Source organism: Streptomyces sp. NPDC002734 (assembly GCF_040295685.1).
Lineage (GTDB): Bacteria > Actinomycetota > Actinomycetes > Streptomycetales > Streptomycetaceae > Streptomyces.
The window spans coordinates 134,925-154,818 of sequence record NZ_JBEOVU010000001.1 but is presented as its reverse complement, the minus strand read 5'-3'; the positions used below and the strand labels follow the sequence as shown (position 1 = coordinate 154,818).

At 74.6% G+C, this 19,894-nt stretch carries 19 protein-coding genes; 13 read left to right on the top strand and 6 right to left on the bottom strand.

The window, feature by feature from the left end:
- Positions 1-127: 127 nt before the first annotated feature.
- The gene (gene glmM, locus ABT026_RS00640) at positions 128-1,486 is read left to right on the top strand and encodes a phosphoglucosamine mutase (RefSeq protein ID WP_351110665.1); all 1,359 of its coding nucleotides are present in this window, start codon (positions 128-130) and stop codon (positions 1,484-1,486) included.
- Positions 1,487-1,566: 80 nt separating this feature from the next.
- Here glmM and ABT026_RS00635 read toward each other — a convergent pair whose 3' ends face one another.
- Together ABT026_RS00635 and coaA are read right to left on the bottom strand one after the other, a co-directional pair.
- Positions 1,567-2,514 carry a DUF389 domain-containing protein gene (locus ABT026_RS00635; RefSeq protein ID WP_351110663.1) on the bottom strand — a complete coding sequence of 316 codons (948 nt, stop codon included), beginning with the start codon at positions 2,512-2,514 and terminating at the stop codon, positions 1,567-1,569.
- Positions 2,515-2,598: 84 nt separating this feature from the next.
- A complete protein-coding gene (coaA, locus tag ABT026_RS00630; RefSeq protein WP_351110661.1) occupies positions 2,599-3,591 on the bottom strand; it encodes a type I pantothenate kinase in 993 nt (330 codons plus the stop codon).
- 199 nt (positions 3,592-3,790) lie between these two features.
- Here coaA and glmS point away from each other — a divergent pair, with 199 nt between their 5' ends.
- The 6 genes from glmS (at position 3,791) to tsaE (ending at position 11,055) form a co-directional block, all read left to right on the top strand.
- Positions 3,791-5,656: a glutamine--fructose-6-phosphate transaminase (isomerizing) gene (gene glmS / locus ABT026_RS00625; protein ID WP_351110659.1), complete on the top strand. Its 1,866-nt coding sequence runs from the start codon at positions 3,791-3,793 to the stop codon at positions 5,654-5,656.
- 172 nt (positions 5,657-5,828) lie between these two features.
- Positions 5,829-6,200 (top strand): holo-ACP synthase, encoded by a 372-nt coding sequence (locus ABT026_RS00620; protein WP_351110657.1) that lies wholly within the window; start codon positions 5,829-5,831, stop codon positions 6,198-6,200.
- Positions 6,201-6,221: 21 nt separating this feature from the next.
- Complete coding sequence (locus ABT026_RS00615; RefSeq protein ID WP_351110655.1) at positions 6,222-7,709, top strand: NAD(P)H-hydrate dehydratase; 1,488 nt, start codon at positions 6,222-6,224, stop codon at positions 7,707-7,709.
- Positions 7,710-7,987: 278 nt separating this feature from the next.
- Positions 7,988-9,154, top strand: a complete 1,167-nt coding sequence (gene alr, locus ABT026_RS00610; RefSeq protein WP_351110653.1) for an alanine racemase — start codon at positions 7,988-7,990, stop codon at positions 9,152-9,154.
- Positions 9,155-9,242: 88 nt separating this feature from the next.
- A complete protein-coding gene (locus tag ABT026_RS00605) occupies positions 9,243-10,544 on the top strand; it encodes an alpha/beta fold hydrolase (RefSeq protein ID WP_502967869.1) in 1,302 nt (433 codons plus the stop codon).
- Positions 10,486-11,055 (top strand): tRNA (adenosine(37)-N6)-threonylcarbamoyltransferase complex ATPase subunit type 1 TsaE, encoded by a 570-nt coding sequence (gene tsaE / locus ABT026_RS00600; protein ID WP_351110651.1) that lies wholly within the window; start codon positions 10,486-10,488, stop codon positions 11,053-11,055. Before ABT026_RS00605 ends, tsaE begins: the two co-directional genes overlap by 59 nt.
- 204 nt (positions 11,056-11,259) lie before the next feature.
- Here the strand turns inward: tsaE and ABT026_RS00595 are convergent, their stop codons facing one another.
- Positions 11,260-11,457, bottom strand: a complete 198-nt coding sequence (locus ABT026_RS00595) for a hypothetical protein (RefSeq protein ID WP_351110649.1) — start codon at positions 11,455-11,457, stop codon at positions 11,260-11,262.
- A 155-nt stretch (positions 11,458-11,612) separates the two neighbouring features.
- Complete coding sequence (locus ABT026_RS00590; RefSeq protein WP_351110647.1) at positions 11,613-12,158, bottom strand: hypothetical protein; 546 nt, start codon at positions 12,156-12,158, stop codon at positions 11,613-11,615.
- Between the two features lie 152 nt (positions 12,159-12,310).
- Between ABT026_RS00590 and tsaB the strand changes: the two genes are divergently transcribed.
- From tsaB to ABT026_RS00560, 6 genes are all read left to right on the top strand, one after another.
- Entirely contained in the window at positions 12,311-12,964 is a 654-nt protein-coding gene (gene tsaB, locus ABT026_RS00585; protein ID WP_351110645.1) for a tRNA (adenosine(37)-N6)-threonylcarbamoyltransferase complex dimerization subunit type 1 TsaB, read from the top strand.
- A 44-nt stretch (positions 12,965-13,008) separates the two neighbouring features.
- Positions 13,009-13,509 (top strand): ribosomal protein S18-alanine N-acetyltransferase, encoded by a 501-nt coding sequence (gene rimI / locus ABT026_RS00580; protein WP_351111002.1) that lies wholly within the window; start codon positions 13,009-13,011, stop codon positions 13,507-13,509.
- Positions 13,502-14,650, top strand: coding sequence for a tRNA (adenosine(37)-N6)-threonylcarbamoyltransferase complex transferase subunit TsaD (gene tsaD, locus ABT026_RS00575; protein ID WP_351110643.1), 1,149 nt, complete (start codon positions 13,502-13,504; stop codon positions 14,648-14,650). Before rimI ends, tsaD begins: the two co-directional genes overlap by 8 nt.
- Positions 14,647-14,904, top strand: a complete 258-nt coding sequence (locus ABT026_RS00570) for a hypothetical protein (protein WP_351110641.1) — start codon at positions 14,647-14,649, stop codon at positions 14,902-14,904. The genes tsaD and ABT026_RS00570 overlap by 4 nt, the downstream gene beginning before the upstream one ends.
- Before the next feature lie 497 nt (positions 14,905-15,401).
- A complete protein-coding gene (locus tag ABT026_RS00565) occupies positions 15,402-15,692 on the top strand; it encodes a hypothetical protein (RefSeq protein ID WP_351110639.1) in 291 nt (96 codons plus the stop codon).
- Between the two features lie 153 nt (positions 15,693-15,845).
- Entirely contained in the window at positions 15,846-16,685 is an 840-nt protein-coding gene (locus tag ABT026_RS00560) for a hypothetical protein (RefSeq protein ID WP_351110637.1), read from the top strand.
- Here ABT026_RS00560 and ABT026_RS00555 read toward each other — a convergent pair.
- Together ABT026_RS00555 and ABT026_RS00550 are read right to left on the bottom strand one after the other, a co-directional pair.
- Positions 16,682-19,012: a beta-xylosidase/alpha-l-arabinosidase gene (locus ABT026_RS00555; RefSeq protein ID WP_351111001.1), complete on the bottom strand. Its 2,331-nt coding sequence runs from the start codon at positions 19,010-19,012 to the stop codon at positions 16,682-16,684. The two genes, ABT026_RS00560 and ABT026_RS00555, sit on opposite strands and share 4 nt — an antisense overlap.
- 18 nt (positions 19,013-19,030) lie before the next feature.
- Positions 19,031-19,894: a carbohydrate ABC transporter permease gene (locus ABT026_RS00550; RefSeq protein ID WP_351110635.1), complete on the bottom strand. Its 864-nt coding sequence runs from the start codon at positions 19,892-19,894 to the stop codon at positions 19,031-19,033.

Genomic DNA, 19,894 nt, shown 5'->3' with positions numbered 1-19,894 from the left:
GCAGCTCCAGTCATATAAGGGAACAATGTGCTGTAACGCTCGTAGTGTCAGTCATCCCTCTAGGGTGCGAAGCGCGGCGGGCCCAGGCGCGACGTTCAAGACGATGTAGCACTTCTCTGGAGGACCAGTGGGACGACTCTTCGGCACCGACGGTGTACGTGGTGTCGCCAACGCGGATCTGACGGCCGAGCTGGCGCTCGGTCTCTCCGTGGCGGCGGCGCACGTACTGGCCGAGGCGGGCACCTTCGAAGGGCACCGCCCGAAGGCGGTCGTCGGACGGGACCCGCGTGCGTCCGGAGAGTTCCTCGAGGCCGCCGTGGTGGCCGGTCTGGCCAGCGCCGGCGTGGACGTGCTGAAGGTCGGCGTGCTGCCCACCCCGGCCGTCGCCCACCTGACCGGCGTACTCGGCGCGGACCTGGGCGTGATGCTGTCCGCCAGCCACAACGCCATGCCGGACAACGGCGTCAAGTTCTTCGCCCGCGGCGGCCACAAGCTGGCCGACGAGCTCGAGGACCGGATCGAGGCCGTCTACCAGGAGCACCGCACCGGCGCCCCCTGGGACCGTCCGACCGGGTCCGGCGTCGGCCGGGTCGGCGAGCACCTGGCAGGCCTGGAGACCTACGTCGACCACCTGCTCGGCGTGCTGCCCAACCGCCTCGACGGCCTGAAGGTCGTCCTCGACGAGGCGCACGGCGCGGCCTCCCGGGTGTCGCCGGTCGCCTTCGAGCGGGCCGGCGCCCAGGTCGTCACCATCGGCGCCGAGCCGGACGGCCTCAACATCAACGACGGCTACGGCTCCACCCACCTGGACAAGCTGAAGGCCGCGGTCCTCGAGCACGGCGCCGACCTGGGCATCGCCCACGACGGCGACGCCGACCGGTGCCTCGCGGTCGACCACACCGGCGACGAGGTCGACGGGGACCAGATCCTGGCGATCCTCGCGCTGGCGATGCGGGAGCGGGGCGTGCTGCGCGCCGACACCGTCGTCGCCACGGTGATGTCCAACCTGGGCTTCAAGATCGCCATGGAGCGCGAGGGCATCCGTCTCGTCCAGACGGCGGTCGGCGACCGCTACGTCCTGGAGGAGATGAAGGAGAACGACTTCGCGCTGGGCGGCGAGCAGTCCGGCCACGTCATCGCGCTGGACCACGCCACCACCGGCGACGGCACCCTGACCGGCCTGCTGCTGGCGGCGCGGGTCGCGGCCAGCGGCCGCACGCTGCGAGACCTGGCCTCCGTGATGGAGCGGCTGCCGCAGGTGCTGGTCAACGTGCGTGACGTGGACAAGTCGCGGGTGACCACCTCCGCCGAGCTGGCGACCGCCGTGGACGAGGCCGAGCGTGAGCTGGGCTCCACTGGCCGGGTGCTGCTGCGGTCCTCGGGCACCGAGCCGCTGGTGCGGGTCATGGTGGAGGCGGCCGACATCCACCAGGCCGAGTCGGTGGCCGGGCGGCTGGCCGACGTCGTCAAGTCCGCGCTGGGCTGAGCCGCCGGGCCCGTGCGGGATGTGCCGAGGGGGCGGGACCACTGCCGGTGGTCCCGCCCCCTCGGCGCGTCCGGAGCCCCTCAGGCCGTGCCGGTGAGGGGGCTGCGGCGGAGTTTGCGGTTCCACAGCCACTTCTGCAGCAGCAGGGTCAGCGTGCCCGCCAGGACGATGCCCGCCAGGTTCAGCCCCAGTTGACGCGAGGACCCCCAGGCCTGGCCGTAGTAGTCGTACTCGAAGGCGACCGCGGCGTTGGCGGCCGCCGGGACCGTGGTCACCGAGATGGCGACGCCGACCAGGGCGCCGGACTTGGCCGAGGTCAGCGACAGCATGCCCGCGCAGCCGGCGAGCAGGGCGACCACGAACGAGAAGGCGTCCGGGTCGTAGATGAACTTGGTGTTGGGGCGGTGTGCCTTCACCTGCGCCGCGCTGAAGAGGTCCATCGCGGTCATCAGGTAGCTGAACGCCACCGTCAGCGCCATGGCCACCAGGAAGCCCCCGAGGAGCGCCAGCAGCGAGCGGACGGCCAGGCGGGGCGCGGGGCGGACCAGGGCGGTGCAGAACCCGGCGAGCGGTCCGAACTCCGGCCCCACCGCCATGGCGCCCACGATCAGTACCGCGTTGTCCAGCACCACGCCGCAGGCCGCGATCATGGTGGCCAGCGACAGGAAGGCCACGTAGGTCCAGGAGAAGGTGGACTCCTCGTGGGTGGCCTCCACCAGCTCGTCCCAGACCACCGCGTCGGCGCCCTCGCCGGGCGCCTCCTCCTCGGCCCGCTCCGCGTGCGTGGACAGCGACAGGTCGAGGTTCTCGGCGCTGATGGCCCCCTCCTGGTCCAGGCCCATGGACCGCAGCTCGGCGATCACCTCGTCGGCGGCCTCCCGGGCGACGTCGACCGTCAGCAGGTCGCCGGCCGGTTCCCGGGCCGCCCCGGGCAGCACCACCAGGTGGGTGCAGCCGACGCTCTTGCGCAGGAGGGCGATCACCTCGTCCGTCCGCCCGGACGGTGTGATCAGTCGCAGGTGCAGCATGCGGGGCAGACTAGCGGCGCGGACGCCCGCCGTCGCCGTCAGGTGCGGGGACGGCCGGTTTCCCGCCGCCCCCGGCCCGCCGGCTCACAGCTTGCGCAGGCGCAGGCGCTGGACCTTGTGGTCGGGGCCCTTGCGCAGGACCAGGTCGGCGCGGCCGCGGGTGGGCGCCACGTTCTCCACCAGGTTGGGCCGGTTGATCGTCTGCCAGGTGCTGCGCGCGTAGGCCAGCGCCTCCTCCTCGGAGACCTGGGTCCAGCGGCGGAAGTACGACTCGGGGTTCTGGAACGCGGTGTCCCGCAGGCGCCGGAAGCGGTGCAGGTACCACTTCTCGATGTCCTCGGTCTTGGCGTCCACGTAGACGCTGAAGTCGAAGTAGTCGGCCAGCGCCACCCGCGTGCGGCCGTCCTTGCCGGGCAGCGCCGGCTGAAGGACGTTCAGGCCCTCCACGATCAGGATGTCCGGGCGGCGGACGGTGAGCTTCTCGCCGGGGACGATGTCGTAGATCAGGTGGGAGTAGACCGGCGCGGTCACCTCGTCCTTGCCGGCCTTGATGTCGGCGACGAACCGGGTCAGCGCCCGGCGGTCGTAGGACTCGGGGAAGCCCTTGCGCTCCATCAGGCCGCGCGCCTGCAGCTCCCGGGTGGGCAGCAGGAAGCCGTCGGTGGTGACCAGCTCGACGCGGGGGTGCTCGGGCCAGCGCGAGAGCAGCGCCCGCAGCAGGCGGGAGACCGTCGACTTGCCGACCGCGACCGAACCGGCCACCCCTATGACGAACGGCGTGCCCGACTGGGAGCCCTTCTCGCCGAGGAAGGTGTTCAGCGAGGAGCGCAGGTTGTCCGTGGAGCGCACGTAGAGGTTCAGCAGCCGCGACAGCGGCAGGTAGATGTCGCGCACCTCGTCGAGGTCGATCACGTCACCGAGGCCGCGCAGGCGCTCGACCTCCTCGGCGGTGAGCGGGAGCGGCGTCTTGTCGCGCAGCGCGCTCCACTCGGCGCGGGTCAGGTCCACGTAAGGGGTCGCGTCCGGCCGGGACCGGTGGGCGCCGCCTGAGGGCATCGGGGAGGCCGGAGAGATCACAGTCCATTGTTACGGGCGCCGGAACATGTCGCGGGGTGGGGTGCGTCACTCAGGGGTGGGTGGTCCCCGCCACAGCCGGTGACGTGGGCGTGGGCCGGGGCCCGAGCCCGAGCCGGGACCGGGGGCGTGGGCCGGTGCCGGGGCCCGAACGGACCATGAGCGGCCGCGCCCGCCGCAGGCCCGTCCTAGGGTGAGTGACATGTGCGGAATTGTGGGATATGTGGGCCGGCAGTCGGCGTTGGAGGTCGTGACGGCGGGGCTGCGGAGGCTGGAGTACCGGGGCTACGACTCGGCGGGCGTGGCGGTCCTCGCCGACGGCGTGCTGGCCAGCGCCAAGAAGGCGGGCAAGCTGGTCAACCTGGAGAAGGAGCTGGGCGAGCATCCGCTCCCGGCGGCCACCGCCGGTCTCGGACACACCCGCTGGGCCACCCACGGCGCGCCCAACGACGTGAACGCCCACCCGCACCTCGACGACGCCGGGCGGGTCGCCGTCGTGCACAACGGGATCATCGAGAACTTCGCCGTGCTCCGCGCCGAACTGGAGGAGCGCGGCCACCGCCTGGCCTCCGACACGGACACCGAGGTGGTGTCCCACCTGCTGGCCGAGGAGTACTCCGCGTGCGGCGACCTCGCCGAGGCGATGCGGTTGGTGTGCCGTCGGCTGGAGGGGGCATTCACCCTGGTGGCGGTCGCGGCGGAGGAACCCGGTGTGGTGGTCGGCGCCCGGCGGAACTCCCCGCTGGTGGCCGGCGTGGCCCAGGGCGAGGGCTTCCTCGCCTCGGACGTGGCCGCGTTCATCGAGTACACCCGGGACGCGGTGGAGCTGGGCCAGGACCAGGTGGTGGAGCTGCGCCGGGACGAGGCGGACGGGTCGGTCGCGGTGACGGTGACCGGCTTCGACGGGCAACCGGCCGAGGTGCGGGAGTTCCACATCGACTGGGACGCCTCCGCCGCGGAGAAGGGCGGCTACGACTACTTCATGCTCAAGGAGATCGCCGAGCAGCCCAAGGCGGTCGCCGACACCCTGCTCGGACGGGTGGACGACGCCGGGCGGCTGTCGCTCGACGAGCTGCGGATCCCGCCCGAGGAGCTGCGCGAGGTCGACAAGGTGGTGATCGTGGCCTGCGGCACCGCCTTCCACGCCGGGATGATCGCCAAGTACGCCGTGGAGCACTGGACGCGGGTGCCGTGCGAGGTGGAGCTGGCCAGCGAGTTCCGCTACCGCGACCCCATCCTGGGGCCGCGCGCCCTGGTGATCGCCGTCTCCCAGTCCGGGGAGACCATGGACACGCTGATGGCGCTGCGGCACGCCCGTGAGCAGGGGTCCAGGGTGCTGGCCATCTGCAACACCAACGGCGCGACGATCCCGCGCGAGTCGGACGCGGTGCTGTACACCCACGCAGGGCCGGAGGTGGCGGTCGCCTCCACCAAGGCGTTCCTCACCCAGCTGGTCGCCTGCTACCTGGTCGCCCTCTACCTGGGGCAGGTGCGCGGCACCCGGTCGAACGACGACATCCGCGAGCAGGTGCGGGAGCTGTCGCGCAGCGCGCAGGCGGTGGAGCGGGTGCTGGAGACGATGGAGCCGGTGCGGGAGCTGGCCCGGTCGCTGGCCTCCCACGACACGGTCCTCTTCCTCGGACGCCACGTGGGCTACCCGGTGGCGCTGGAGGGCGCGCTCAAGCTGAAGGAGCTGGCCTACATGCACGCCGAGGGGTTCGCGGCGGGCGAGCTGAAGCACGGGCCGATCGCGCTGATCGAGGAGGGCGTGCCGGTGGTGGTCGTCGTGCCGTCGCCGCGGGGCGGCTCCGTGCTGCACGACAAGATCGTCTCCAACATCCAGGAGATCCGGGCGCGGGGGGCGCTGACGGTGGTCGTCGCGGAGGAGGGGGACGAGGCGGTCGTCCCCTACGCCGACCACCTGATCCGGGTGCCGGTGACACCGCCGTTGCTCCAGCCGCTCGTGGCGACGGTTCCGCTCCAGGTGTTCGCGTGCGAGCTCGCGACCGCGCGGGGCAACGAGGTCGACCAGCCGCGCAACCTCGCCAAGTCCGTCACCGTGGAGTGACCCCAGAGTTCTCCGCGACACACGAGCCGCACGTCCTGGCCCGCGAGCCGGACGGGTGTCCCGCCCCCGCGCTCCAGCGGCATGCCTGCCCGCAGGGGCGCGGCGGCGTGACCCGCGCGGTGGTGTGTGGTGGAGGGAAGTGGGGGTGTGCCCCGTCCGTAGTCTGAGGGCCATGAGCATCATTGGCGTCGGAATCGACGTGGCCGAGATCGACCGTTTCCGGGCCGCCCTCGCCCGTACCCCCCACATGGCCCAGCGTCTCTTCAGCGACAGCGAGCTGACCCTCCCCAGCGGTGAGCGCCGCGGCATCGCCTCGCTGGCCGCCCGCTTCGCGGCGAAGGAGGCCTTGGCCAAGGCGCTGGGCGCGCCGCCCGGGCTCCAGTGGCGGGACGCCGAGGTGTACCTGGAGGAGAGCGGGCAGCCCCGTCTGCGGGTGACCGGCACCGTCGCCGCCCGCGCCGCCGAACTCGGCGTCAGCTCCTGGCACGTGTCGCTCAGTCACGACGCCGGCGTCGCCTCGGCCGTGGTGATCGCGGAAGGCTGATTCCTGGGGAAGACTCGCCGTATGCGGAGTGCCTACAGCGTGGAGACGGTACGGGCGGCCGAGCGGGAGCTGATGGCGCGGCTCCCCGAGGGTGCGTTGATGCAGCGGGCGGCCGCCGGGCTCGCCGCCGCCTGCGCCCAGGTCCTGGGCCGGACGGCGGGCCGGGTCTACGGCAGCCGGGTGGTGCTGCTGGTCGGCAGCGGCGACAACGGCGGGGACGCCCTGTACGCCGGGGCCCGGCTGGCGAAACGCGGGGCCGGTGTGACGGCCGTGCTCACGGCGCCGGAGAAGGCGCACCCCGGCGGTCTGGCCGCGCTGCGGCGGGCCGGCGGTCGTGAGGCGAGTACGGCCGAGGCGGTGACCTCGCGCCTGATCGAGGCCGCGGACCTGGTGGTGGACGGCGTCGTCGGCATCGGCGGCCACGGCGGCCTGCGGGAGAACGCGGCCCCGCTGGCGGAGCGGGCGGCCGCGGCCGGCGCCGCGGTGATCGCGGTGGACCTGCCGAGCGGGGTGGAGGCGGATACCGGGGAGGTGCGCGGCCCCGCGGTGCGCGCCGACCTCACGGTCACCTTCGGGACCCACAAGGCGGCCCTGCTGATCGACCCGGCGCGTGAACTCGCCGGTGCGGTGCGGTTGGTGGACATCGGGCTGGACCCGTGGCTGCCGGAGCGCCCGGAGCTGGAGGCGCTCCAGCACGCGGACGTGGCCCGGCTGCTGCCCCGGCCCGGGGCGGAGAGCGACAAGTACCGGCGCGGGGTGGTCGGGATCGCCGCCGGGTCGACCCGCTACCCGGGCGCCGCGGTGCTCGCCGTGGCGGGCGCGCTGCGCGGCGGCGCCGGAGCGGTGCGGTACGCCGGACCGGCCGGGGACGCGGTGCTCGCGCGCCACCCCGAGACGCTGGTGAACGACGGGGGACCGAGGCGGGCGGGCCGGGTGCAGGCCTGGGTCGTCGGCCCGGGCGCCGGGGACGACGCGGACACGGTGGCGCAGGTGCTGGAGGTCGCCGGTGAGGCGGACGTGCCGGTGCTGATCGACGCCGACGGCCTGCGGCTCGCCGACCCCGAGGTGGTGCGGTCCCGGACGGCGCCGACCCTGCTGACGCCCCACGCCGGGGAGGCCGCCGCGCTGCTCGGGGTCGACCGGGCCGAGGTCGAGTCCGCGCGGCTGGCCGCGGCGCGCGAGCTGGCCGGGCGGTACCGGGCGACGGTGCTGCTGAAGGGGGCGACCACGCTGGTGGCCGCCCCGCCCGGGGAGGACGGGACGGCGCTGCCCGTGCGGGTCAACCCGACCGGCACGCCGTGGCTGGCGACGGCCGGCAGCGGCGACGTGCTCTCCGGTCTCACCGGGTCGCTGCTGGCGTCGGGACTGTCCGCGCGGGACGCGGGGAGCGTGGGGGCGTACCTGCACGGGCTGGCCGCGCGGCGCGCGGCCGCGGGGGCGCCGATCGCCGCGCAGGACGTCGCGTCCGCCGTCCCCGACGTCTGGCGCGACATCGCCTCCGGTACCTGACGGGACGGCGCGCGGGGCGGGTCCGGCCCGACGGCGCGCGGGCCCGGTCCGGGGCCCCGTCGCCGCGTGACCGGCCGTCCGTGCTCTCGTCGCCCGTGACCGCCATCCGCGCTCCCGCCGCCCGTGTTCCGCCATCCAGGCTCCCGTTCGCCCGTGCCCCGCCATCCGCGCTCCCGTCGCCCGTGACCGTCGTCCGCGCTCCGTCGCCCACGGCCCGGGTCCCTCCGCGGGCTGCCCTCCCCGGCGGGCGGAAGGGGCTCTGTCAGACTGGGGGGACCATGAGTGAACGTGTTCCGCGCCCCCGCACCACCCCCCGCGTGCGAGCCGAGATCGACCTGGACGCCCTGCGCGCCAACGTGCGGTCCCTGCGCGCCCGGGTCTCCGGCGCCGCCCTGATGGCCGTGGTGAAGGCCGACGGGTACGGCCACGGCGCGGTGCCCTGCGCCCGTGCCGCCAAGGAGGCGGGCGCCGAGTGGCTGGGCACGGCCACCCCCGAGGAGGCGCTGGCCCTGCGCGCCGCCGGCCTTCCGGGCCCCGTCCTGTGCTGGCTGTGGGCCCCTGGCGGCCCCTGGCGGGAGGCGATCGCGGCGGACGTGGACGTCTCGGTGAGCGCCTCGTGGTCCCTGCGCGAGGTGACCGACGCGGCGCGCGCCGAGGGCCGCCCGGCCAGGGTGCACCTCAAGGCGGACACCGGCCTCGGCCGCAACGGCTGCCAGCCCGCCGACTGGCCGGACCTGGTCGCCGACGCCCTCGCCGCCGAACGGGAGGGGCTGATCGAGGTCGTCGGTCTCTGGTCGCACTTCGCCTGCGCCGACGAGCCGGACCACCCGGCCACCGACGCCCAGCTGGCCCGCTTCCGCGAGATGGTCGGGCAGGCCGAGGCCCAGGGCGTCCGCCCGGAGGTGCGGCACATCGCCAACTCGCCCGCCCTGCTGACCCGCCCCGACGCGCACTTCGACCTGGTCCGGGCCGGCATCGCCACCTACGGCGTCTCTCCCGCCCCCGAGCTCGGCTCCTCCGCCGACCTGGGCCTGCGTCCCGTGATGCGGCTGTCCGCGGACCTGGTGCTGGTCAAGGAGGTGCCCGGCGGGCACGGCGTCAGCTACGGGCACCACTACGTCACCCCGGGGCGGACCACCCTCGGCCTCGTCCCGGCCGGATACGCCGACGGCATCCCGCGGCACGCCTCCGGCACCGGCCCGGTGCTGGTCGACGGCAAGCTCCGCACCGTCGCCGGGCGGGTCGCCATGGACCAGTTCGTGGTCGACCTCGGCGGCGACCTGCCGGAGACCGGCAGCGAGGCCGTGCTGTTCGGAGCGGGGGACCAGGGGGAGCCCACCGCCGAGGACTGGGCGCAGGCCTGCGGGACGATCGCGTACGAGATCGTGACCCGGATCGGCAGCCGGGTGCCCCGCGTGTACGTGAACGAGCACCCCACCGGGTAATCGAACGGCAGAAGGCCCGGCGGCGCGGACGCGGCGGCGGGCCGTTCGCCGCGACGAACCGGGGAGACCGGAGAAGAGGGAGCGCCGAGTGAGCGAGGAGAGCCCGGCGGTGACCGTCACGGAGCTGGTGGTCGCCGCCACGGGCGCCACCGCCCCCGCACCCCGGGCACGGCGCCGCCCCACCGGCCTGGCCGGCGCCGCGATCGGCGTGCTCGCCGCGGGCGCGGCCGCCGGGGTCGTCGTCGAGCGGCTCGCGATGGGCGGCGGCGTCCGCCGCAGGGCCCGCCTCGCCCTGGAGTTCGGCGGCCCCTACGGCACCCTGCGCGGAACCCCGGGCACCGCCTTCGCCGAGGACGGCACCGCCCTGCACTACGAGGTCGACGAGGCCCCCGTCGCGGTGCCCGAGCCGGCGCCGCCGCGCCGCCGCCGGCTGTTCGGCGGCCGCCGCGAGCAGGCGGTGCGCCCGGCCCCGGTGACGGTGGTGTTCAGCCACGGCTACTGCCTCAACCAGGACTCCTGGCACTTCCAGCGCGCCGCCCTGCGCGCCGCCGGCGTGCGCGCCGTCTACTGGGACCAGCGCAGCCACGGCCGCTCCGGACGCGGCGTCACCCGCGCCCAGCAGGGGCCGCCGGTCACCATCGACCAGTTGGGCCGCGACCTGAAGGCCGTGATCGACGCAGCCGCGCCCACCGGTCCGCTGGTGCTGGTCGGGCACTCCATGGGCGGGATGACGGTGATGGCGCTGGCCGAGCAGTTCCCCGGCCTGGTCCGCGAACGGGTCGCCGGGATCGCCCTGGTGGGCACGTCGTCCGGAGGGCTCGCCGACGTCCACTTCGGGCTGCCCGCCATCGGGGTGAACGCGGTGCGGCGCCTGCTGCCGGGCGTGCTGCGGGCGCTGGGGCGGCGGGCGGACCTCGTCGAGCGGGGGCGGCAGGCCACCGCCGACGTGCTCGCCGGGATCGTCACCCGCTACTCGTTCGCCTCCGCCGAGGTCGACCCGGTGGTCGCCCGGTTCGCCGAGCGGATGATCGAGTCCACGCCGATCGACGTGGTCGCCGAGTTCTACCCGGCCTTCGACGCGCACGACAAGACGGCGGCGCTGGCCCGCTTCCACGGGCTGCCGGTGCTGATCGTCGCGGGGGAGGGCGACCTGGTCACCCCGGTGGGCCACAGCGAGGCGATGGCCCGGGAGCTGCCCGACGCGGAACTGGTGCGGGTCCCGGACGCCGGCCACCTGGTGATGCTGGAGCACCCCGAGATCGTCAACGCCCGGCTCGCCGACCTGCTCGCCCGCGCGGGAGCACCGTCCGGGGCCGCTACCGTGGGGTCCCATGGAAGCACCCGCGGCACCGCACGACCCCAGCGAGCAGAACCCCCACGGTCCCAGTGAGCCGGCCGGCGCCCGGCGGACGCTGGAGCTGACCGTCACCTCCGCCGAGGACATGCTGGACCTCGGCCGCAGGCTGGCCGGCCTGCTGCGCGCCGGCGACCTCGTGATGCTCACCGGCGAGCTCGGCGCCGGGAAGACCACGATGACCCGGGGCCTCGGCGAGGGCCTGAACGTCCGCGGCGCGGTCACCTCGCCGACGTTCGTGATCGCCCGCGTCCACCCCTCCCTCGGCGACGGGCCGCCGCTGGTCCACGTCGACGCCTACCGGCTGGGCGGCGGGCTGGACGAGATGGAGGACCTCGACCTCGACGTCTCGCTGCCGGAGTCGGTGGTCGTCGTGGAGTGGGGCGAGGGCAAGGTCGAGGACCTCACCGAGGACCGCCTCCAGATCCTGATCGCCCGCGCCACGGGGGACGCCTCCGGCGACGCCGACGACGACGTCCGCCGCCTGACCGTCACCGCCGTGGGCCCCCGCTGGACCACCGCCGACCTGGACGCCCTCCGCGGCTGACCGGGCCCGGCACCGGCCGTTCCTTGCCCCCCTGGCGGGCAGTTGTGCTGCGGGGGCGATGGGGGTGGGGCCCCCGGACGAAGTCTGGGGGAGGTGCGCGCAGGACCTCACGTTCCCGCGGGACGGCTCGCTCAACAGGGCGCAGGGCCCCGGGGCAGCGGGCGGAATCGCACTGTCCCTGAGGCTCGGCCCCGGACGTCGCGGCTACGCCGCCTCGCGCGCAGGCCGGCCCTCACGGGTGGCCGGGGCGGCCGGGGCCGGCGGCACGGAGACCGCCCGGGCCGCCGCACAGGAGGCCAGAAGGTCCCGCATCGACACCGAGCCGGCGCCGCGCGCACCCGCGCCGCCCTGGTGCTGCTCCATGGCATCGGGACGGCCGTGGCCGGCAACCGGAAAGAGCATGACGCCTCCTGACATCCCGAGGACGGGCGTGGTTAGGTAGACCTAACCACGCCCCCCGGTCGCGGCGCAATATCTTCCCGACGCGGTGTCGGAAACCCCGTGCGGACGTTCGACGCCCCCAGGACGCCCCGGCGTCCCCGCGCCACAGGGGACGCCTAGGGAACGACCACCACCCCCGCCCCCAGTTCCGCGAAGTCCCACATCGCCGCACCGTCCGGCCGTGCCTCGCGGATGCCGCCGGTCCCCGGCGCCGGGGACCCCGCCACCGGGCCGCCACCGCGGGAGGCGCTGAACCCGACGACCACCCCCCGCACCTTCGCGAAACGCACCACGTGCTCGATGGCCGCCCCGTCCGCCCCCGTCCCCCGCAGCGAACGCGAGGTCACCGTGTACCTGCCGGGCGCCGGGTCCACCGCGCCCGGGACGACCCGGAACACCCGCCGCACCCGGCCCCGCGCGTCAACCAGCCACACCCGGTCCTGCCCCAGCGAATAGACGACCCGTTCCCCGGCGCCCGACCGCGCCGGGAGCCCCAGCGGACCCGGCCGCTGGGGCGGGGCGGCGGCCCGGGAGGCGGCCGGCGCGCCCGGCGACCGCAGCGCCGGCGGCACCTTCGCGTGGGCCTGAAGCCCGAGCACCACCACCGTCGTGAGCGCCGCGCCCGTCAACGCCGCCACCAGCACCCCGCTGCGGACCGCCACCGCCGGTCTCCCTCGCTCGTCGTCACTCGCACTCCTCGCCGCTCGCGCCGTTCGTCACTCAGCGCACCCGTGCGTGTGCGAGACGTTAGCAGCGGAGGTGCGCGGAGCCCGGCGAGGCCGTGCGCGGGCCCGGGGAGCCGTAGGCTGTTCGCGTGCTCTTGCTCGCTCTGGATACCGCAACCCCCGCCGTCACCGTCGCCCTGCACGACGGGACGGACGTCGTCGCCTCGTCGAGCCAGGTGGACGCGCGCCGCCACGGAGAGCTGCTGCTGCCCACCGTCCACCGTGTCCTCGGTGCGGCGGGCGTCGGCCTCGACGCCGTCACCGGCATCGTCGTCGGCGTCGGACCGGGCCCGTACACCGGTCTGCGCGTCGGCCTGATGACCGCGGACACCTTCGGCCTGGCGCTCGGCGTCCCCGTCCACGGCGTGTGCACGCTGGACGGGCTGGCCTACGCCGCGGACATCGACGGCCCCTTCGTCGTGGCGACCGACGCCCGGCGCAAGGAGGTCTACTGGGCGCGTTACGCCGACTCCCGCACCCGCCTCACCGACCCCGCCGTCGACCGCCCGGCCGACCTCGCGGACGAGGTCGCCGGGCTCCCCGCGGTCGGCGCGGGCGCGCTGCTCTACCCGGACGCCTTCCCCGACGTGCACGGCCCCGAGCACGTCTCCGCCGCCGCGCTGGCCTCGCTCGCCGCCGAGCGGCTGGCCGACGGCGAGGAGCTCGCGGCCCCGCGCCCGCTGTACCTGCGGCGCCCGGACGCCCAGGTCCCCAAGAACTACAAGGTGGTCACCCCCCGGTGAGCGCGGCGGCGAACGTCCCCGGCCCCGCCGCGGAACTCCGCGAGATGCGCTGGTGGGACATCGACCCCGTGCTGACGCTGGAGAAGGAACTGTTCCCCGAGGACGCCTGGTCCCGGGGCATGTTCTGGTCCGAACTCGCCCACGCCCGTGGGCCCGGCGCCACCCGCCGGTACGTGGTCGCCGAGACCCCGGCCGGGGAACTGGCCGGCTACGCCGGGCTCGCCGCCGCCGGCGACCAGGGCGACGTCCAGACCATCGCCGTCGCCCCCGGCCACCAGGGCACCGGCCTCGGCAGCCGGCTGCTGTCCGAACTGCTGCGCGCCGCCACCGACTTCGAGTGCCACGAGGTGATGCTCGAGGTCCGTGTCGACAACGTCCGCGCCCAGAAGCTGTACGAGAGGTTCGGCTTCGAACCGATCGGCTTCCGCCGCGGCTACTACCAGCCGGGCAACGTCGACGCCCTCGTCATGCGCCTGACCGACCCGGCCTCCGCGCCCACCGCCGTCACTCCCTCCGCTGCACAAGGAACCCGGAACCATGGCTGACCTGCGGGACGAGCCCCTCGTCCTCGGCATCGAGACCTCCTGCGACGAGACCGGCGTCGGCATCGTCCGCGGCACCACCCTGCTGGCCGACGCCGTCGCCTCCAGCGTCGACGAGCACGCCCGCTTCGGCGGCGTCGTGCCCGAGGTGGCCTCCCGGGCCCACCTGGAGGCGATGGTCCCCACGATCCAGCGGGCCCTGAAGGACGCGGGCGTCACCGCCAAGGACCTCGACGGCATCGCGGTCACCGCCGGACCCGGTCTCGCGGGCGCGCTGCTGGTCGGCGTCTCCGCCGCCAAGGCGTACGCGTACGCGCTCGGCAAGCCGCTCTACGGCGTCAACCACCTGGCCTCGCACATCTGCGTGGACCAGTTGGAGCACGGGCCGCTGCCCGAGCCGACGATGGCGCTGCTGGTCTCCGGCGGCCACTCCTCGCTGCTGCTGTCCTCCGACATCACCTCCGACGTGCGGCCGATGGGCGCCACCATCGACGACGCGGCCGGCGAGGCCTTCGACAAGATCGCCCGGGTGCTCAACCTGGGCTTCCCTGGCGGCCCGGTGATCGACCGGTACGCCAGGGAGGGCGACCCGAACGCCATCTCCTTCCCGCGCGGCCTCACCGGCCCGCGCGACCCCGCCTACGACTTCTCCTTCTCCGGCCTGAAGACGGCGGTGGCCCGCTGGATCGAGGCGAAGCGGGCGGCGGGCGAGGAGGTGCCGGTCCGTGACGTCGCCGCGTCCTTCCAGGAGGCGGTGGTGGACGTCCTCACCCGCAAGGCGGTGCGCGCCTGCAAGGACGAGGGCGTCGACCACCTCATGATCGGCGGCGGCGTCGCCGCGAACTCGCGGCTGCGGGCGCTGGCCCAGGAGCGGTGCGAGGCGGCGGGCATCCGGCTGCGGGTGCCGCGGCCGAAGCTGTGCACCGACAACGGGGCGATGGTCGCGGCGCTGGGCGCGGAGATGGTGGCGCGCGGGCGGGACGCGTCCGCGTGGGACCTGTCCGCGGACTCCTCGCTGCCGGTGACCGAACCGCACGTGCCGGCGCCCGAGGGGGCGGAGGGGCACGCGCAGACGCACGTGACCGGGCACGCGCACGCGCACGATCACGTGCACGAGGTGTCGAAGGAGAACCTGTACCCGTGACGGTGGCGCTGATGTGGGAGGCCCGGGCGGCCGAGGGCCGCGGGGAGGAACTGCTCGCCTGGGCGCGGGCGCAGGGGTTGCCGCGGGAGCCGGTGCGGCGGGAGACGTTCCGGGCGCCGGGGGACCGGGTGCTCGTCGTCACCTGGTGGGACGCCGCCCTCCACGACACCCTCCCCGAGCTCCCCTCACCGCCCGACGCCCTCACCGCCCGCCCCCCACACCGCTGGCGCTTCGAAAGCCTCGGCCTCACCTGACCCCTTGGGGCCCGGACCGTCGCCTTCGTGCGGCGGTCCACGCGCCCGTCGCTGTCCCGCGGGCGGAGTGCCCCATCCCCTTGCTTGGCGGCCGCGCCTGCCATCGCTGCGGGCGGCTGGGCCGCCCAGGGGGCGATGGGGGTGCTCCCCCAGACTTCGTCCGGGGGTACCCCCACCTGCTCGAGCGAAGCCGAGAGCTTGGGGGTGGGGGTACCCCCTGGACGAAGTCCTTGGGGGAGGCGGGCGCAGGCCCCGGCCTCCGCGGCGAGCGGCTCCCACCACCCCGCCCAAGCCGACGGCACAGTCCGCACGTGACCTCGCCGCAGCGCGGCCCAGGCTGAGGCGGGATCGCGACTGCCCGCGACCGTGCGGAGGGGTGGCGCCTCGCTTGGTGTTCGTTCCGTGTTGGGGGCGTTGTCAGTGGCGGGTGCGAAGATCCTGGGAGGTTCTGTCGAAGGCCCGGGCCGAGTGCCGGGCCGCCCGTAAGGGGGTCGGCGATGTGGGACGAGCGGAGTACGACTCGCGATCGCGAACCGGTGCTGCTGCGCGACGTGCTGGCGGCGACCACCGCGGCGCTGCACCAGGCGTCGCGTGAGGCCGAAGCCGTGGCGGCAGCCGCCGAGGCGCCGGTGACGGCATCCGCGGCGGAGGCCATGATGCCGGGGCCCCGGTGCGGGGAGTGCGGCGCGGAGACGCGCCGCGCCGCCCGAGCGATACCGGGGCGCCGCCCGCGGACGGGGCCGGGCGCGGCCGCAGCCGGCGCCTGCCCCAACCGTTCGGCGGCATGAGACCACCGGTCCGGCCTGTCCGCCGAACGAGGGACGCAACCGGGCCGATCAGATGACCAATTACCTCCATCGGCCCAGTCGGCAGGACTGACCCGGCCCCCCGGGGGTCACAGCTTTCTCGCAGACCGACTCGAACGAGACGCGGGAGACCAGATGACATCCGGGAGCACAGGGCAACGGCCACGGCGTCGGCATCGCCGCGCCGCATGGGTCACCGGCGGCCTGTCCGCCTCGCTCGCCGTCACGCTGACGTGGAGCGCGGCGGCGGGCGCCGTGGCCGCGGAGCCGCGGCAGGCCGCGCGCCCGGGGCCGGCGGCGGCCGCGGGCCCGGGCGACCGGTGCGAGGAGGAGAACGGCGGCCGGGGAGCCGACGTCCTGTCGTCGTGGCTGTCGATCTGGGGCCTCGGCGGCAGGGAGGCGCGCGGCTGCGACGGCGAGTGGGACAGGTGCCGGGAGCGACCGCTCCCGGATCCCGACCGGCAGCCGGACGCCGGCCGCCCCGACGACGCCGGCCGTCCCGACGACACGGGGCGTCCCGACGACGCCGGCCGTCCCGACGACATGGGCGGCTTCGACGACGCCGGCCGCCCCGAAGGCACGGGCCGCCCCGACGGCGCCCGGCTGGACGAGGCCGCCCGCCCCGCCGCGGACGCCGCCGGAGCACAGGCGGGTACACGCACAGGTACCGTCCCGCGCGGGATCACGCGGGGCGGTACCTGTGCGACGCCGGAGGGCTGGACCGAGGTGACCGGCGAACTGGTGGACGTGCCGGCCGGCGGCAGCGCCGTCAGCATCGCCACCTGCCCGCGCGGCACGGTCGCCGTCGCCGGCGGCTGGTCGACCTCCGAGCCGGGCCTGGTGCCGGGAGTCTCCCAGCGGCTCGACGAGGACGGCTGGCGCGTCGTCTTCGACAACCCGACCGACGAGCCGATCAGCGGCGTGGCGTTCGCCTACTGCGAGGCCGACGGGGGAGACGAGGCCGACAGGGCCTAGCCGACCTTGGTGACCTCCGTCTCGCAGAGCAGCTCGCGCTCGTGCCCGACCACCCGGGTCTCACCGGTGAGGGTGAGCGGGAAGACGTGCCGCACGTCCGCCGAGGAGGCGGCGAGTCGCAGCTCCAGCTTCCCGGGCTCGACCACGCGAACGTTGTCGCGCCCGGTGAAGGAGGACAGGTCGGCGTGGAACCGGAAGGTCACCCGGCGGGCCTCGCCGGGGGCGAGCTCCAGGCGCTGGTAGCCGACGAGCCGCACGTCCGGGCGGGTGACCGTGGCGACGGGGTCGTGCAGGTACATCTGCACGACCTCGGCGCCGGCCCGGTCACCGGTGTTGCGGACGGTCGCCGACACCTCGTAGGTGCCGTCGGTGCCGATCTCCGTGCCGGAGGCCGGGGCCTCGAAGCCGTCCCACTCGAAGGCGGTGTACGACAGGCCGTGGCCGAAGGGGTACAGCGGCGTCGGGTCCAGGTTGGTGATCTCGTTGGCCAGGCCCAGCGGCGGCTGGAGGTAGGTCCACGGCTGACCCCCCGGGTCGCGCGGCACGCTGACGGGCAGACGGCCGGACGGGGTCACCCGCCCGGAGAGCACGCCCGCCACGGCGGGGCCGCCCTCCTCGCCGGGGAAGAAGCCCTGGACGATGCCGGCGAGCCGGTCCGCCCAGCGGCCCAGCGCGTAGGGACGCCCGGTGAGCAGCACCGCGACCACCGGCTTGCCGGTCTCCAGCAGCGCGTCGAGCAGGTCACCCTGGACGCCCGGCAGGGCGAGGTCGGCGGCGTCGCAGCCCTCGCCCGAGGTGCCGCGGCCGAAGAGGCCGGCCCGGTCGCCCAGCACCGCCACGACCACGTCCGAGGAGGAGGCCAGCGCGGCCGCCTCGGCGAACCCGGCGGTGTCCGTCTCCGAGGTGTCGCAGCCGAGGGCGAACTCCACCGTCGCGTCCGGGAACTCGCTCCGCACGGCCTCGAGCACCGTGGGGATCTCCACACCGAGAGCGACCTCGGGGTGGTGCGGCAGCACGTGGGAGGGGAACGAGTAGCAGCCGAGCATCGCCATCGCGTCGTCGGCCCGCGGACCGACGACCGCGATGCGGCGGACGGCCGAGGGGCCGGACGCGCTGAGCGGCAGCGTGCCGCCGTCGTTGGCCAGCAGCACCACCGACTCTTCGGCGATCCGGCGGGCCAGCGCGCGGTTGGCGTCCGAGTCCAGCTGGAGGGAGCCCTTGGGCTCCGGCGACCAGTCCTCGTCGAGCAGGCCCAGCTCGCACTTCTGCAGAAGCACCCGGCGCGCCGCCCGGTCGATGAGGTCCTCGGAGGCCCGGCCCGCGCGCACCTCCTCGATCAGCGGCTTGCCGAAGCAGCGCAGCGTCGGCAGCTCGACGTCGACGCCGGCCTCCAGCGCCACCCGGGCCGCGTCGCCGAGGCCGTCGGCCACCCGCTGAAGGTTCTCCAGGAAGCCCACACCGAAGTAGTCGGCGACGACGGTGCCCTCGAAGCCCCACGTGCCGCGCAGCAGCTCGGTCAGGAGCCAGGGGTCGGAGTGCGAGGGAACGCCGTCGATCTCCGTGTACGCGGCCATCACGGAGCGCGCCCCGCCGTGCCGCAGGCCGTGCTCGAACGGCGGCAGCGTGACGTCGGCGAACTCGCGCACGCCCGCGCGCACCGGCGCGTGGTTGCGGGCGCCCGCCGAGGAGGCGTAACCGGCGAAGTGCTTCAGCGTGGCGACGATGCCGGCGGTCTCCAGGCCCTTGACGTAGGAGGCGGCCACGGTGCCGACGAGGTACGGGTCCTCGCCGATCGTCTCCTCGACCCGGCCCCAGCGCAGGTCTCGGACCACGTCCAGCACCGGCGCGAGGCCCTGCTGGACGCCGGCGGCGACGAGGTCGGCGCCGATGCGACGGCCGAGTTCCTCGACCAGCTCCGGGTCGAAGGAGGCGCCCCAGGCGAGCGGCACCGGGTACGCGGTGGCGCCCCAGGCCGTGAAGCCGGCCAGGCATTCCTCGTGGGCGACGGCGGGTATGCCGAACCGGTTGGCCGCCATGATCGTCCGCTGGGCGCGGGCGAGCGCGCGCGCACCCTCGTCGGGGTCGATCGGGGCGGTGCCGTAGGAACGGGTGATCTGGCCGAGGCCGTGGGAGATCACCTCGTCCCAGTCCCAGTCGGTGGCCATCTCGTGCTGGTGCGGGGCTACGCCGGCTTCCGCATCCGTCGAGGCGCCGACCCACACTCCGTAGAGCTGTGCGGTCTTCTCCTCCAGGGTCATCCGGGAGAGAAGATCCTCGACACGGGCTTCGGCGGGAAGTGCGGAATCACGCCAGGGGGCGGTCATGATGCTCCTGAGGGAAAGGTGTTACTTGCCGCCGACGCCCATCAACCCGCTCACCAGGGCCCGTCGGGCCACGAGGTAAACGACGAAGATCGGCACGCCGGAAAGGACGACGGAAGCCAGCAGCGCGGGGATGTTGACCCCGAACTGGCTGACGTAGTTGTAAAGGCCCAGGGTGAGGACGCGAGGCTCCTCGGACTGGGTGAAGATCAGCGCGAACAGGAAGTTGTTCCAGGCCTGCAGCGCAGAGTAGATGATCACCGTGCTGATGCCGCCCTTGGCGAGGGGGATCACCAGCTGGAAGAGCATCCGGGTCGGGGAGGCGCCGTCCAGGGCCATGGCCTCGTAGGACTCCTCCGAGATGTCGCGGAGGGTGCCGGTGAGGACCAGGACCGAGACCGGCATGGCGAACGCGGCGGTCGGAAGGATGATCGCCCAGAGGGTGTCGTAGATGTCCAGCTTGGTGATCAGCAGGAACAGCGGCACCACCACGGCCTGGGCCGGGATGGCCACGCCGAGGAGGAACAGCCGGAAGGCGCTGCCGGACCAGAAGCCGCGGTTGCGGACCGCGACGTAGGACAGCGGCACCGAGAGGCAGACCACGATGACGACCACACCGATCGCGGTCAGCGTCGTGTTCCACAGGTAGTGCGAGAAGCCCGAGTCGAGGACCAGGCTGTAGTTGTTCAGCGTCGGGTTCTTCGGCGGGGTGAGGGCGTTGCGGCCCACCGCCTCCTCCGGGCCGGCCAGCGAGGTGGTGATCATCGCGTAGAGCGGGATCAGCACGATCAGCAGCCAGACGAAGGACGCCAGGCCGGCGATCGGGTTGGAGCGCTTCGTCCGGTGTCGGCGGCCGGACGACGCGAGGGCGTTGCTGCGGTGGGACAT

Excerpts from the sequence above, each read along its gene's own strand:
- ABT026_RS00635 (WP_351110663.1), bottom strand. The coding sequence starts at position 2,514 with ATGCTGCACCTGCGACTGATCACACCGTCCGGGCGGACGGACGAGGTG.
- glmS (WP_351110659.1), top strand. The coding sequence starts at position 3,791 with ATGTGCGGAATTGTGGGATATGTGGGCCGGCAGTCGGCGTTGGAGGTC.
- ABT026_RS00620 (WP_351110657.1), top strand. The coding sequence starts at position 5,829 with ATGAGCATCATTGGCGTCGGAATCGACGTGGCCGAGATCGACCGTTTC.
- ABT026_RS00615 (WP_351110655.1), top strand. The coding sequence starts at position 6,222 with ATGCGGAGTGCCTACAGCGTGGAGACGGTACGGGCGGCCGAGCGGGAG.
- alr (WP_351110653.1), top strand. The coding sequence starts at position 7,988 with ATGAGTGAACGTGTTCCGCGCCCCCGCACCACCCCCCGCGTGCGAGCC.
- tsaE (WP_351110651.1), top strand. The coding sequence starts at position 10,486 with ATGGAAGCACCCGCGGCACCGCACGACCCCAGCGAGCAGAACCCCCAC.
- ABT026_RS00595 (WP_351110649.1), bottom strand. The coding sequence starts at position 11,457 with ATGCTCTTTCCGGTTGCCGGCCACGGCCGTCCCGATGCCATGGAGCAG.
- rimI (WP_351111002.1), top strand. The coding sequence starts at position 13,009 with ATGCGCTGGTGGGACATCGACCCCGTGCTGACGCTGGAGAAGGAACTG.
- tsaD (WP_351110643.1), top strand. The coding sequence starts at position 13,502 with ATGGCTGACCTGCGGGACGAGCCCCTCGTCCTCGGCATCGAGACCTCC.
- ABT026_RS00565 (WP_351110639.1), top strand. The coding sequence starts at position 15,402 with ATGTGGGACGAGCGGAGTACGACTCGCGATCGCGAACCGGTGCTGCTG.
- ABT026_RS00560 (WP_351110637.1), top strand. The coding sequence starts at position 15,846 with ATGACATCCGGGAGCACAGGGCAACGGCCACGGCGTCGGCATCGCCGC.
- ABT026_RS00550 (WP_351110635.1), bottom strand. The coding sequence starts at position 19,894 with ATGTCCCACCGCAGCAACGCCCTCGCGTCGTCCGGCCGCCGACACCGG.